The following is a 12,547-nucleotide window of genomic DNA, read 5'->3' as shown; positions in this document are numbered from 1 at the left end:
CGGTAAGGCTTCGTGACCTGCCACCATGGGCGCATGACCGACGCCGCGTGGATCGCCGCCCGCGACACGACGGCGTTCGGGCCCCATGGCCTCGCCTCGCTCGCGGCGACCCGCTGGCTCTCGCCGGCATCGTCCGTGAGCCCCGACGTCCCCGGCGCGTGGCGCGTCGACCACGGCGTCGCGGTCGGGCTGATCGACGGCGCGGAGGTCCGGCTGTCGCCCGGGGAGGATCATCCGCACGGCTCGCTGCTGCTGCGGGCGTTCGCACGCGAGGACGCGCTCGCGATCCGCGTGCTCGACCCGAGACGCGCCGCCCACGCGGGGCTCCGTGAGATCGAGCGCTTCGCCCAGGATCCCGCCGCGCGGGCGGTGGGATGCTTCACGGCCGCGCGGGTGGGGCCGGTCCCGACGCTCGCGGTGGACGGCCACGTGTCGAGCACGGTCTACGACGGCGTGGTCTCGTTCGAGCTGGACGGCGTGCCGCTCGAGCTGCTGGTGCATCGTGACGGGGACCAGCTGTTCGGAGCATTCGAGGACGCGACGGTCGCCACGGAGCCGTACGGGTTCCGCATGATCCGCCTCGCGGGTCCTCACGCCGACGGCGGCGTCACGGTCGATCTCAACCGCGCGTACCTTCCGCCCAGCCGGTTCTCCCCGCACTTCGTGTGCGTGACGCCGCCCCCGCGCAACCGCTGGCCCGTGGCCGTCCTGGCCGGCGAGCGCCGCATCGTGCCGCGCGACAGAAGCTAGACGGCGCGGCCTAGAACAGGTGCGGCGGGTCCGTCTGAGGCGAGCCCGCGCCCTGCACCGGGCCCACCTTCTCGAGGTAGCAGCGGCCGCACAGCGACTCGTAGTCCGCCTGCTGCCCGTCGATAGCGACCTGGTCGCCGTGGCGCACGAAGACCCCGTCGACGATGCGCGCGTTGAAGATCGCCTTCGACCCGCACCGGCAGATGGTCTTGAGCTCCTCGATGGAGTGCGCGATCTCGAGCAGGCGCAGCGAGCCCGGGAAGGAGCGGGTCATGAAGTCGCCGCGGAGCCCGTAGCAGAGCACCGGGACGCCGTGGCGCACGGCGACCTCGAAGGCCTCGTCCACCTGGGCGGGGGTGAGGAACTGGGCCTCGTCGATGAAGACCGCGTCGACCTGGTCGAGCGGGCGGTTCGCCTCCAGCGCCGCGATGAGCGACACCTCGGCCTCCAGCACCACGTCGACCCTGCGGTCCACCCCGATCCGCGACGAGACCGACTCGCCGGCCTTGGTGTCGACGCCAGGCTTCACCAGGACGGGGTGCTGATCGCGCTCCTCGTAGTTGTAGGCGGCCGTGAGGAGCAGCGCGGTCTTGGACGAGTTCATCGCCCCGTACCGGAAGTACAGCTTCGCCATTCGTATCCATCCCTCGGGCCGGTCCGACTACCGGAGAACGATAGCGCCGCGCGTGCCTCGGTCGAGCCCAAGGGACCAAGGACCCGCTCGCATGGGCTCGCGTCCGCTACGGTGTCGGGTGCCCGCTGACAACGACGTACAGGACTGGGAACCACGCATGATCGACGACCGCGCTGACCACGCCGGCCTCACCCTCGACAACTACGCCGACCTGCTCGCGCTCGCGGGCGTGGTGCGCGCGACCGCGCAATGCTCGTACTGCCCGCCCGGCACCGCGGCGGTGCCCGCGAACGCGCTCTACCTGCTCCACGACCGCTCGGGCGACACCGAGAACGTGGGCCTCATGTGCCCCGAGCACGCCGGCGAGTGGTGCAGCACCGGGGTGGTCGGAGTCGGCGCGCCGCTCACCGCGCCGCGCCCCTGACGCGGAGCTGCCGGGATCCCCGGACGCCGCGCGGCGACGCTCGCACCTTTCACGCACGAGTGGAGCACCTCGCCTGCATCCGTCACGCGACGTTCGCGCATGAGAAGCGCGAGCACCGACCAACCCACCCGGTCACGACGACATCCCCGCCGACGTAGCCTGGCCGCATGGCCGCATCCCCCGGCTCGCCCATGCCGTCCGCGACGCGCACCCAGGTCACGGTGCTGTGGATCGCGATCCTCGGCAGCTTCGTCGCCTTCCTCGACGGCAGCATCGTCACCGTCGCGCTGCCCGCGATAGAGCGCGACCTCGGCGGCGGCGTCGCGCTTCAGCAATGGGTGGTCGACGCCTACCTCATCACGCTCGGCGCCCTGATCCTGGTCGCGGGCAGCCTCTCCGACCTGTTCGGACGCCTGCGCGTGCTCACCATCGGGCTCGTCGGCTTCGGGGCCACGTCCCTCGCGATCGCACTCGCCCCCACCGGCCCGTTCCTCATCGGGGCCCGCCTCCTGCAAGGCGTCGCCGGGGCTCTGCTGGTGCCCTCCAGCCTCGCGCTCATCATGAGCACGTTCCGCGGTCCCGCGCAGGCGAAGGCCATCGGCACGTGGACCGGCGCGACCACAGGTGCCTTCGTCGCAGGCCCCGTGCTGGGCGGCCTGCTCACGGACTACGCCTCATGGCGCTGGGCGTTCGCGATCAACGTCCTGCCGATCGCCGTGACCCTCGCGCTCATCGCCCGCCTCGACATCCTCGACGTGCGTCGCGAGAGCGCCAAGGTCGACTACGCGGGCGCCCTGCTCTGCGCGGTCGGCCTGGGCGGGGCGGTCTACGCGCTCGTCGAGCAGCCGCACCTCGGCTGGTCCGATGCGCGCATCGTCGCCACCGGGCTCGGCGGCCTGGCGGCCCTCGCCGCGTTCGTCGTGCGACAGGCGCGCATCCCTGATCCGATGCTCCCGCTGGGCCTCTTCCGCGCGCGCAACTTCGCGTGGGGCAACCTCACCACGTGGTTCGCATACGGGGCGCTCGCGCTCAACGGCTTCATCGTGAGCGTGTACCTGCAGCAGGGTGCGGGGCTCTCCGCGACCGCGGCCGGGCTCTCCGAGCTGCCGATCACCGTGCTCATGATCCTCTTCAGCTCGCGCGTGGGGACGCTGGGAGCGCGGTTCGGACCCCGCATCTTCATGACGGCGGGACCGGCGATCATGGGCGTCGGCTCGTTCATGCTCGTCGCGATCTCGGAGGACTTCGACTACTGGACCCAGGCCCTTCCCGGCATCGTCGTGTTCGGCGTGGGGCTCACCCTCATGGTCGCCCCGTTGACCTCCGCGATCCTGGGCGCGATCGAGCCGGAGCGTTCGGGAATCGCGAGCGCGGTCAACAACGCAGTCGCGCGCATCGCCGGGCTGGTCGCGGTCGCGCTCATCGGCACCATCGTGGCCGGCACGCTCGACCTCGACGGCTTCCACCGCGCCACCGTGGTGACCGGGGTGTTCATGCTGGTCGCAGGGGCGATCTCCTGGGCAGGCATCAGGAACGACGCCTTCGCGCAGGACGATGACGCGCGCGCCTGACCCTCGGCGCTAGAGGTCGCGAACGGCTCGCTCGACGAGGTACCGCTGGTTCATGATGATCGCCTGCATGGTCGGCACGAAGATGCACGTCACCGCGATGATCGGCACGGCGCCGCCCATGCTCTCCGGAAGCAGCGGGATGAGCAGAGAGATCGCGAACCACACGGCTCCGGAGATGTAGTACTTCCGCTTCTGGGTCTTGACCCCCGCCCAGAGGTACCCCGCCCAGCACAGGATCCCGAACGTCAGCAGCGGCACCAGCACCCACCACGACCGCTTGAGACGCCACGCTCGCTGGCCCAGCCGGCGCTGCGCGTACTCGGGAACGACGTCGCTCATGCGTCCTCCGTGAGGTCGTAGGTCCAGATGTTGAGGGTCATGGGCACGCCGCGATACTCGTCCTCGAGCGTGCCGCGATGCTCGAAGCCCACGGTCCGGCACAGCGCGTTCGACGCCGCGTTGTCGACGTTCGGGCACGCCATCAGCACGGGCGGCAGCCCGCGCGCCGCTGCGGCATCGCGCGCCTGGTCGATCAGCAGCCTCACCCCTGCGGTCGCGGCCCCGCGCCGTTGGTGCTCGGGGACCACCATCCACCCGGTCTCGAGGCACGGCTCGCCATCCCAGTCCGACTCCCACCAGCCCACCGAGCCCACCGCGACCGGCGCATCGTCCCTCCGGATGGTGAACATGTGCGGACGGCCGGAGTCCCAGCCGCGGATGTACTGCTCGTGGCGGCGGCGGACGCGCGCATCCGTCTCGGGCCCGGCGAGGTGCTCCATCATCTCCGGCGCGTTCGCCGCGACGAGCACGGGCAGGTCCGCATCGGTCCAGCGGCGCAGCACGTAGCCCACTAGAGGCCCTTCTCCTCGTCGGTGAGCAGCCCCGCCCATCCCTCGTAGTCCCCGCCGTGCTTCTCCGCGAGCCGCTCGCACAGGTCGACGGTCTCACGCAGGAAGTCCGGCACCAGCGGTGTGCGGTACGCACGCACGAACAGCATCCACTCCGGGATGTCGTGGCTCGGCTCGACCAGCTCGTGGCTCACGCGCATCGCGCGCAGCTCATCCGCCGCCTCGCGCACGCGCGGCTCCGAGGTGAAGCTGAGGAAGAACTCCGACTCGCGCGGCGCGGCGAGGTCCGCACCGCGCGCGGCCATCGCCTCGAGCTGCTCGGCATCGTCGCTCCACAGCTCGTACGGCCCTACGCGCTTGCGCCCGCCGAACACCTTGGTGAGGAATCCCATGAGCACAACGCTAGCCGCGCGAGGTCCCGGGCACGAACGTCAGTCCGATGCGGGCCTGCGCAGGAACTCGGTGAAGCCCAGCGACGCGTAGAGCGCCTTCGCCGCGTCGTTGTCGTCGTAGACCGTGAGCGCGACCTCGCGCTCCCCCACGGCCTTGAGCGCGCGGGCGGCCGCCGCGAGCATGCCGGCCGCGACGCCCTGGCGCCTGTGGTCGGGCAGCACGATGCAGTCGAGGATGTAGGGGCAGTCCGGAAGGTCGTCCTTGAGGATGCACCGGTACACGGTGGTCACGAAGCCGGCGATGAACCCCTCGTCCGTGAGCGCGACCGGCGAGGCCACCGGCATGAACTCGCCCGCCTCGTTCCGGAAGACGGACTGCGTGAGCTCGACCACCCCGTCCCAGGAGTCGAAAGGCGTGCGTCGCGGGTAGCACTCCCACGCTGCGGCCGCGGTCCACGGGATGTCCTCGGGAACCATCGCACGTACGTGAGGCCAGGGCTGCGCAGCTTGCAGGATCGCGTCCACCGGGGCGACCATGACGATGCGTTCCACCGCAGGCTCCAGCGCTCTCTCAGGCATAAGGGGACCGTATCACCCACCCCCTTGACACATACCCCCAGGGGTATGCATACTTGTATGCGACGCGGCCGGGCATCCCCCCTCGCCCGTCCGCGAACACCTTCAGACTCAAGGAGAAACCCGTATGTGCTCTCGAATCACCTGCAACCAGTGCGGCAAGGCGACCTGGACCGGCTGCGGCCAGCACATCGACCAGGCCCTCGCGGGCGTGCCCCAGGACAAGCGCTGCACGTGCGACCAGGGCGGCGGCTCCGGCAGCTCGTTCGGCTCGATGTTCTCGAACATCTTCTCGCGCTGACGCGCTCATGACGCGGCCCTCCCGGCCGCGCCCTCCGGGGAGAGGCCCCGTCGAAGTCCCGCAAGGACGCCGGCGGGGCCTTCGTCATGCCTGGAGGCTCACGGAGATCCCCCGGCGGGCTCTCAGCCGACTCCCAGGCACGGTTGATGGGATCGAGCCATGACGAACTGGACATACACCCCCGACCTCCACGAGCTGCTCGAGGCGAGCGACGACGCCGCCTTCGCCGCTCGCCTCCCGCGCGCCCTCGATGTCGACGCCTTCGCGACGTACCTGGCCTTCCAGGAGATCGTCGACAGCTACGACGCGGTCGCACACCCGGGCGACCACGCCTACGTCTGCTACGACACCGTCACCGGATCGCTTGCCGTGGTGGACTGGGCGCTCGACGTGAGCGTGGGCACGCGCCACGGCCTCGGCGACGCCGCCGCCGCGCGGCTGCTGGCCGAGCGGTTCCTCACGCAGCCGGACTTCGCCGCCCTCGTGGATGCGGAGCTCGAGCGCCTCACGGACGCGCTCATCGCGTCCGGCGCTGCCGACACGGACGCCCGAGTCGCGGCCGGGGCGCTGCGGCGGCACACGGCGCGCCTGCGCGCCGCCGAGCTGCCCGAGCCGATGCGCGAACCTCACCCCGCCTGAGCCCCCAGCACCCGCCTGCGCGCAATGCGTGCGGATCGTGTCGCCGTTGACACGCTTCGAGCTGCAACGCGTGCGGATCATGTGATTCACGCCGGGCACCTCGACACGATCCGCACCCGCTGACCAACTGCACCGCGCGTGGACGACACGATCCGCACCAGTTCCATCCAAAGCCGCCAGGCCCGTCCCGCCCGAGCCTGGGCGCGGCCCCCTGCTAGGTTCGAGTCAACCGTCAGGAAGGCTTCACCCTCGATGAGCGAGAATCTCGCACCGGCCATCACCCTGCCCGAGTACGGCGTCTACTCGGAGGTCGGGAAGCTCCAGAAGGTGCTCGTCTGCGCGCCGGGCCTCGCGCACCACAGGCTGACGCCCTCGAACTGCCAGGACCTGCTGTTCGACGACGTCATGTGGGTCGACAACGCCGAGCGCGACCACGCCGAGTTCGTGCAGCTCATGCGCGACAGGGACGTCGACGTCAAGGAGCTGCACGTGCTGCTCGCGGAGACGCTCGCGCTCCCCGAGGCGCGCGCCTGGCTCCTCGACCGCAAGGTCACGCCCGACGAGGTGGGCCTGGGACTCGCGACCGACATCCGCGCGTACCTCGACGAGCTCGGCTCGATGGATCTCGCGCGCCACATCATCGGCGGCCTGTCGACGCTCGACCTCCCCCGCGACTTCTCCCCTCCGGGCATCCAGCTGGTGCGCGAGGAGTCCGGCATGCGCGACTACCTGTTGCCGCCGCTGCCCAACACGCTGTTCACGCGCGACACCACCTCGTGGATCTACGGCGGCGTCACGCTCAACCCGCTGTACTGGTCCGCGCGTCACGCCGAGACGCTGGTCATGAAGGCCGTCTACACGTTCCACCCGGACTTCCGCGACGCGGTCAACGTCTGGTGGGGAGACCCGGAGCTGCCGAACGGCCTCGCGACGCTCGAGGGCGGCGACGTCATGCCGGTCGGCAACGGCACGGTGCTGGTGGGCATGTCCGAGCGGTCCAGCCGCCAGGCGATCACGCAGCTGGCGATGGAGCTCTTCCTGGGAGAGGGCGCTGAGCAGGTGATCGTCGCGAAGATGCCGCGGCTGCGCTCCGCGATGCACCTCGACACCGTGTTCACGCTCGCGGACCGGGACATCTGCACGGTCTTCCCGGGCATCATCGACGAGATCGAGACGTACGTGATCCGCGAGGCGCCCGCGCCGACGATGCTCGACGTGCGTCGCGACGAGCGTCCGTTCGTCGACGTGGTGGGCGAGGCGCTCGGCGTGGACCTGCGCGTGATCGCGACGGGCGGCGACCGCTACGCCTCGGAGCGCCAGCAGTGGGACTCCGGCAACAACCTGCTCGCGCTCGAGCCGGGCGTGGTGGTCGCATACGACCGCAACACCCACACCAACGAGGAGCTCCGCGCCGCCGGCGTCGAGGTCCTCGAGATCGTGGGCGCGGAGCTCGGGCGCGGCCGCGGCGGCGCGCACTGCATGACCCAGCCGCTGCTGCGCGACGCCTGAGAAGCGCCGTCAGCCTGCGGGCGGTGCCCCGCTCGGGAGCGTGGGCGTCTGCGGTCCGCTCCGCGGCTCCCATGCCTCGTCGTGCAGGAAGAGGTCACGGATCTGGTCCGGGAACGCGCCGCTCACCAGCTGGTCGATCGTGACCTCGTCGAACACCATGCGCACGGCCGCGCGAGCCGCGACCCAGATCTCCTGCATGTGGCGGAGCGACTCCGGGTAGACGACCTCATGCGGGCGCAGCCCGTGGACATCGGCCAGCGGGCCGTCGATCACGCGGAGCACCTCACCCACCGTGATCTCGGCCGGCGGCCTGCGCAGCACGTACCCGCCTTCCGGTCCGCGCTGCGCCTGCACGATGCCCGCACGACGCAGGTCTGCCAGCGCCGTCTCGAGGAACTTGCGCGGCATGTCGAACCGCTCGGCCAATGCCACGACCGGGAGGCGCTCCGGGTACGCCTCGGCCAGACCGACCACGGCCCTCACCGCATAGTCACCCTTGGCGCTCACGTGCATCCCGCCACCCTATCGGGGTGCGCTCACGGCGCCCGTGAGGACGGAGCCGGCGCCGCGTGCCGCATCGTCCGGCGACGATGCGGGCGTGGCGGCCATCGACGTCGCACCCTTGGCGAGCCTGAGCCACACGGTGTCCCCGACGCGCACGTCGAGGTCGCGCAGCGCCGCCCGGGTGAGCACCGCGGCCACGCTGGGGGCGCCCGGCACCCCGACCTGGATGCGCGCCTCGTTGCCGACACGCTGGACCCCTTCCACGACCCCGGCGACGGAGCCGACCACCGCGATGCCGAGCAGCTCGACGTCGTGCGGCCGGACCAGCCTCCCGCCGAGCATCGTGACCGGACCCAGGAAGGACATGACGAACTCGCTCGCGGGGCTGTCGTAGAGGTCGTCCGGCGAACCGACCTGCTCGACGCGACCGTTGCTCACCACCACGATCTCGTCGGCGACCTCGAGCGCCTCCTCCTGGTCGTGCGTGACGAAGACGGTCGTCACATGCACCTGGTCGTGCAGGCGGCGCAGCCAGTCGCGCAGCTCCTTGCGCACCTTCGCGTCCAGAGCACCGAAGGGCTCGTCGAGGAGGAGCACGGCCGGCTCGACGGCGAGCGCACGGGCCAGGGCCATGCGCTGGCGCTGCCCGCCGGACAGCTGGCCCGGCATCCGGTCGGCGAACTGCTCGAGGTGCACCAGCCGGAGCAGCTCCTCGACCCGCGCCCGCACCTCGTCCTTGGGGCGGTGCCGAATGTCGAGGCCGAACGCGACGTTCCTCGCGACCGTCATATGAGGGAAGGCCGCGTAGTGCTGGAACACGAACCCCACGCCGCGCCGCTGGGGAGGCAGGCGCGTCGCGTCGACGCCGTCGATCGCGACCGCTCCGGAGTCCGCGGTCTCGAGGCCCGCGACGATCCGCAGCAGGGTCGACTTCCCCCCGCCGGACGGTCCCAGCAGCGCGGTGAGGCTGCCGGGACGGATCCCGACGCTCACGTCGTCGAGCGCGACGAAGTCGCCGAAGGTCTTGGTGATGTTGCGGATCTCGATGCTCATGAGCCCCTCCTCTTCTCCATGCGCGTGCGCAGGAGCCCGACGATGATGATGACGACGATGGACACGCTCGACAGCGCGGCGGCGACGGCGAACGCGCCCTGGCGGTCGAAGTTCATGTACAGCTCCTCGACGCTGAGCGTCGCGGTCTGGGTCTGGCCGATGAGGTTGCCGGAGACCACCTTGACCGCGCCGAACTCGCCGATCGCTCGCGCGAGGCACAGGACCATCCCGTAGACCACGCCCCAGCGGATCGCCGGGAGCGTGATGCGGCGGAACGTGGCCCACGGACCGGCGCCCAGGCTCCTGGCCGCCTGCTCCTGGTCGGTGCCGACCTCCTCGAGCACGGGCACGACCTCCCGGAGCACCAGCGGCATCGCGATGAACGTGGTCGCGAGCACGATGCCCGGCGTCGAGAAGACGATCTGCACTCCGGCCTGTGCGAGCGGGGCGCCCAACCATCCGTTGCGGCTCCCGTACACGAGCACGAGCGCGAGCCCCACGACCACGGGCGACACCGCGAGCGGCAGGTCGACGAGCGCGGCGAGCAGGCGACGGCCCGGGAAGCTGCGCCTGACCAGCAGCAACGCCACCCCGACACCGAACACGGTGTTGAGGACCACGGCCCAGAGCACCGCGACCGCGGTGAGCCGGAGCGCACGCAGGACCAGAGGATCGGTGAACGTGTCGATCACCGGGCCCAGGCCGTCGCTCAGCGCGCCCGTGAAGACCAGCGACACCGGCCACGCCACAAGGAGGACCAGGTAGGCGATCACCACGAGCCGCAGCACGACCGTCCCGGTGCGACGCGGCGGACGATGCGCGGCGCGCCGAGCCGTGCGTGGCAGGCCGTCGGCGGTGAGGACGCTAGCCACGGCGACCACCGACCCGTCCGATGGCCCCGAGGAGCAACGTGACGGCGAGCGACACCGCGAGCAGCACCGTCGCGACCACCGCGGCGGCAGCCAGGTCGCCGCCCTCGATATAGCCGAGGATGCGCACGCTCGCGACCTCGGTCCGCATCGCGAGGTTCCCCGAGATCAGCACCAGCGAGCCGTACTCCGCGACGCCGCGTGCGAAGGCCAGCGCGGCACCGGTCGCGATGGCCGGAGCGAGCGCCGGGAGCACGATGCGGCCGAAGACCGTGAGGCCATCAGCGCCGAGCGACCTCGCCGCATCCTCGACGTCGCGGTCGAGCGTCTCGAGCACGGGCTGCACCGCGCGGACCACGAAGGGCAGCGTGACGAACGCGAGGGCGAACGTCACCGCGACCCGGGTGTTCGCGACGTCGACCGGGGTGGGCCCCTGCGGCCCATACAGCGCGAGCAGGACCAGCCCCGCGACCACCGTCGGCAGCGCGAAGGGGATGTCGATGATCACGTCGATGAGCCGCCTGCCCCAGAACCGGTCCCTGACCAGCACCCACGCGATGGCGGTGCCCATCACCACGTCGATCACGGTGACCAGGGCGGCCTGCACCAGCGTGAGGCGGATCGCAGCCGCGGTCTGCGGCTGGGTGAGGACCCGGACCGCCTCGGACCAGCCGCCCGCGGCCGCCTCGGCGACCACCGCGGCGAGCGGGAGCAGGACCAGCACGGTCATCCAGATGACGGCCGCGCCCAGGCCCAGCCCCGCGCCGACGCTGAGGGGAGGCGCGGCGCGCGTGCCACGCCGGCGTGCGTTCATGCGCCCGCGCCGCTCGGCGCCGCCCGGGCGGGTGGACGATGCGGCGCGTGCCGCATCGTCCACGAGCGAGAGGGTCATCCGGCCACCCCGACGTCCTGAAGGAGCGCGGTCACGATGCCGTCCTCCTCGTCGAAGTACGTGGGGGCCGCCTCTGCCCAGCCGCCGAAGTCGTCGATGGTGTAGAGCGTCGAGGGCGCGGGGAAGGGATCGGAGGGGTCGTTGGCTCCGGGAACCTCGGGCAGGGTCACGCCGTCGACCACCGGTCGGTAGCCGGTGCGTGCGAACTCGGCCTGCGCCTCGGGCGTGAAGAGGAACTCGTACCAGTCGCGCGCCTTGGGGTCGGCGCCCTCGAGCACGGCGCCCGGGTTGTCGATGCGCATCGTCACATCCGGCACCACGTAGTCGAGCTCCTCGCCGCTCGCGCGGGCCAGGATCGCCTCGTTCTCATAGCTCAGCAGCACATCGCCGGTGCCCGCGAGGAACGCGCTCGTCGCGTCGCGCGCGCTCGCCGGGAGCGAGACCACGTGCGACAGCACCTCCTTGGTGAACTCCTCGGCGCCCGCGTCGTCGGCACCGTCGGCGAGAGCCGCCGCCCACACGGCGAGGACGTTCCAGCGCGCACCGCCGGAGGAGGTCGGGTTCGGGGTGACGATCTCGACCCCCGGCTCCGTGAGGTCCTGCCAGCTCTCGATGCCGAGCGGGTTCCCCGGGCGCACCGCGATCACCACGACGGAGCTCGAGACGATGCCGCCGTGCTCGTCCTGGTTCCAGCCGGGGTCGACCAGGCCCTCGTCGACCAGGCGCGTCACGTCGGGCTCGAGCGAGAGGTGGACGTAGTCGGCCTCGAGCCCGGCCGCCACCGCGCGGCTCTGGTCGCCGGAGGCTCCGTAGGACTCGACCCACGCGACGCCCGCCCCCTCCGGGGTCTCGGCCCACAAGGCCTCGATCGCCTCGTTCGCGACCTGCGGCGTCGAGTAGCCCACCAGGGACAGCGTCGTCGCCGCCCCGTCGGCTCCCCCGGCGGCGGAACCGCTCGGCGCGGCGGCATCGGACGCCCCCGCGCACCCCGCCATCGCCGAGACCGCGACGAGCGCCGCGACCCGGCCTCCCCAGCGTCGGGACAGCGTCGGAATCCTGAGACCCAGCATGGCGACCTCCAGTCGTGTGCCGCAAGGCGTTACTCGCCTTTTCCTATCGGCTCCATAGACATTATGGAGATAGGGCGTCGACGTCAAGCGAACCCTCGATCCGGGCGCGTCGCGCCGGCGAACCCGGCGCCCCCGTTATTACGCAACGCGAATGTTGCGTTTTGCATATCGCTCCCGCTAGGGTGCGGGTAAGGCAAGCCTCACCTGCCGTTTCCACGCGCCCTTGGCGCCCCGCTCTGACCTGGAGTTCACGTGCTCTCACGCGTCGCTGACGCGCGCCTCCGCGCGCCCGGAATCATCGCCGGTGCGCTCCTCGCGCTGCTCTTCTCATCCGTGCTCGTCGCCCTGCCCGCCTACGCCGCGGATGTCGAGCCCGTCGTCACCGTCACCCCCACCGAGGACGTCACCGACGGCGACACCCTCACCGTGACCGGCACCCTGCCCGCACAGATCGACGGCGCCGACACCTCCATCTACGTCATGTACTGCGCCACCACCGGCGGCGAGATCGGCAC

General features: G+C 71.3%; 17 protein-coding genes. 7 read left to right on the top strand and 10 right to left on the bottom strand.

Features of this window, described 5'->3' with window-relative positions:
• Window positions 1-33 precede the first annotated feature (33 nt).
• Window positions 34-750: a DUF1684 domain-containing protein gene (locus AOM00_RS05265; RefSeq protein WP_062516790.1), complete on the top strand. Its 717-nt coding sequence runs from the start codon at window positions 34-36 to the stop codon at window positions 748-750.
• Between the two features lie 10 nt (window positions 751-760).
• Here AOM00_RS05265 and AOM00_RS05260 read toward each other — a convergent pair whose 3' ends face one another.
• Entirely contained in the window at window positions 761-1,384 is a 624-nt protein-coding gene (locus AOM00_RS05260; RefSeq protein ID WP_062516789.1) for a thymidine kinase, read from the bottom strand.
• 157 nt (window positions 1,385-1,541) lie between these two features.
• Here AOM00_RS05260 and AOM00_RS05255 point away from each other — a divergent pair, with 157 nt between their 5' ends.
• Together AOM00_RS05255 and AOM00_RS05250 are read left to right on the top strand one after the other, a co-directional pair.
• A complete protein-coding gene (locus AOM00_RS05255; RefSeq protein WP_062516788.1) occupies window positions 1,542-1,808 on the top strand; it encodes a hypothetical protein in 267 nt (88 codons plus the stop codon).
• 167 nt (window positions 1,809-1,975) lie between these two features.
• A complete protein-coding gene (locus AOM00_RS05250; protein WP_228373415.1) occupies window positions 1,976-3,379 on the top strand; it encodes an MFS transporter in 1,404 nt (467 codons plus the stop codon).
• Between the two features lie 9 nt (window positions 3,380-3,388).
• Here AOM00_RS05250 and AOM00_RS05245 read toward each other — a convergent pair whose 3' ends face one another.
• From AOM00_RS05245 to AOM00_RS05230, 4 genes are read right to left on the bottom strand one after another with little or no spacing between them, the layout of a single operon-like run.
• Complete coding sequence (locus AOM00_RS05245) at window positions 3,389-3,718, bottom strand: hypothetical protein (protein ID WP_062516787.1); 330 nt, start codon at window positions 3,716-3,718, stop codon at window positions 3,389-3,391.
• Complete coding sequence (locus AOM00_RS05240; RefSeq protein WP_169746813.1) at window positions 3,715-4,230, bottom strand: GNAT family N-acetyltransferase; 516 nt, start codon at window positions 4,228-4,230, stop codon at window positions 3,715-3,717. The genes AOM00_RS05245 and AOM00_RS05240 overlap by 4 nt, the downstream gene beginning before the upstream one ends.
• Window positions 4,230-4,619, bottom strand: coding sequence for a ribonuclease E inhibitor RraB (locus tag AOM00_RS05235; RefSeq protein WP_062516785.1), 390 nt, complete (start codon window positions 4,617-4,619; stop codon window positions 4,230-4,232). The genes AOM00_RS05240 and AOM00_RS05235 overlap by 1 nt, the downstream gene beginning before the upstream one ends.
• A gap of 39 nt (window positions 4,620-4,658) precedes the next feature.
• Complete coding sequence (locus tag AOM00_RS05230; protein WP_082096635.1) at window positions 4,659-5,198, bottom strand: GNAT family N-acetyltransferase; 540 nt, start codon at window positions 5,196-5,198, stop codon at window positions 4,659-4,661.
• Between the two features lie 124 nt (window positions 5,199-5,322).
• Between AOM00_RS05230 and AOM00_RS15600 the strand changes: the two genes are divergently transcribed.
• The 3 genes from AOM00_RS15600 (at window position 5,323) to AOM00_RS05220 (ending at window position 7,644) form a co-directional block, all read left to right on the top strand.
• Window positions 5,323-5,496, top strand: a complete 174-nt coding sequence (locus AOM00_RS15600) for a DUF8730 family Cys-rich protein (RefSeq protein WP_169746812.1) — start codon at window positions 5,323-5,325, stop codon at window positions 5,494-5,496.
• 159 nt (window positions 5,497-5,655) lie between these two features.
• Window positions 5,656-6,135: a CotH kinase family protein gene (locus AOM00_RS05225; RefSeq protein ID WP_062516783.1), complete on the top strand. Its 480-nt coding sequence runs from the start codon at window positions 5,656-5,658 to the stop codon at window positions 6,133-6,135.
• Between the two features lie 252 nt (window positions 6,136-6,387).
• Window positions 6,388-7,644 carry an arginine deiminase gene (locus AOM00_RS05220; protein WP_062516782.1) on the top strand — a complete coding sequence of 419 codons (1,257 nt, stop codon included), beginning with the start codon at window positions 6,388-6,390 and terminating at the stop codon, window positions 7,642-7,644.
• Between the two features lie 9 nt (window positions 7,645-7,653).
• On the opposite strand, the gene AOM00_RS05215 is transcribed toward AOM00_RS05220, so the two are convergent.
• The 5 genes from AOM00_RS05215 to AOM00_RS05195 are packed head-to-tail and all read right to left on the bottom strand — an operon-like array spanning window position 7,654 to window position 12,032.
• Entirely contained in the window at window positions 7,654-8,157 is a 504-nt protein-coding gene (locus tag AOM00_RS05215) for an RrF2 family transcriptional regulator (protein WP_062516781.1), read from the bottom strand.
• A 9-nt stretch (window positions 8,158-8,166) separates the two neighbouring features.
• Window positions 8,167-9,201 (bottom strand): sulfate/molybdate ABC transporter ATP-binding protein, encoded by a 1,035-nt coding sequence (locus AOM00_RS05210; RefSeq protein ID WP_062516780.1) that lies wholly within the window; start codon window positions 9,199-9,201, stop codon window positions 8,167-8,169.
• Window positions 9,198-10,073 (bottom strand): sulfate ABC transporter permease, encoded by an 876-nt coding sequence (locus AOM00_RS05205; protein ID WP_228373414.1) that lies wholly within the window; start codon window positions 10,071-10,073, stop codon window positions 9,198-9,200. Before AOM00_RS05205 ends, AOM00_RS05210 begins: the two co-directional genes overlap by 4 nt.
• Complete coding sequence (cysT, locus tag AOM00_RS05200) at window positions 10,066-10,962, bottom strand: sulfate ABC transporter permease subunit CysT (RefSeq protein ID WP_082096633.1); 897 nt, start codon at window positions 10,960-10,962, stop codon at window positions 10,066-10,068. The genes AOM00_RS05205 and cysT overlap by 8 nt, the downstream gene beginning before the upstream one ends.
• Window positions 10,959-12,032 (bottom strand): extracellular solute-binding protein, encoded by a 1,074-nt coding sequence (locus tag AOM00_RS05195; protein ID WP_062516779.1) that lies wholly within the window; start codon window positions 12,030-12,032, stop codon window positions 10,959-10,961. The genes cysT and AOM00_RS05195 overlap by 4 nt, the downstream gene beginning before the upstream one ends.
• Window positions 12,033-12,284: 252 nt before the next feature.
• Between AOM00_RS05195 and AOM00_RS15595 the strand changes: the two genes are divergently transcribed.
• A partial coding sequence (locus AOM00_RS15595) for a hypothetical protein (RefSeq protein WP_228373413.1) occupies window positions 12,285-12,547 on the top strand: 263 nt, incomplete at its 3' end.

Source organism: Demequina gelatinilytica, assembly GCF_000971115.1.
GTDB classification, from domain to species: domain Bacteria; phylum Actinomycetota; class Actinomycetes; order Actinomycetales; family Demequinaceae; genus Demequina; species Demequina gelatinilytica.
The sequence above is the reverse complement of the archived record's forward strand: the minus strand, read 5'-3'. Positions and strand labels throughout refer to the sequence as shown.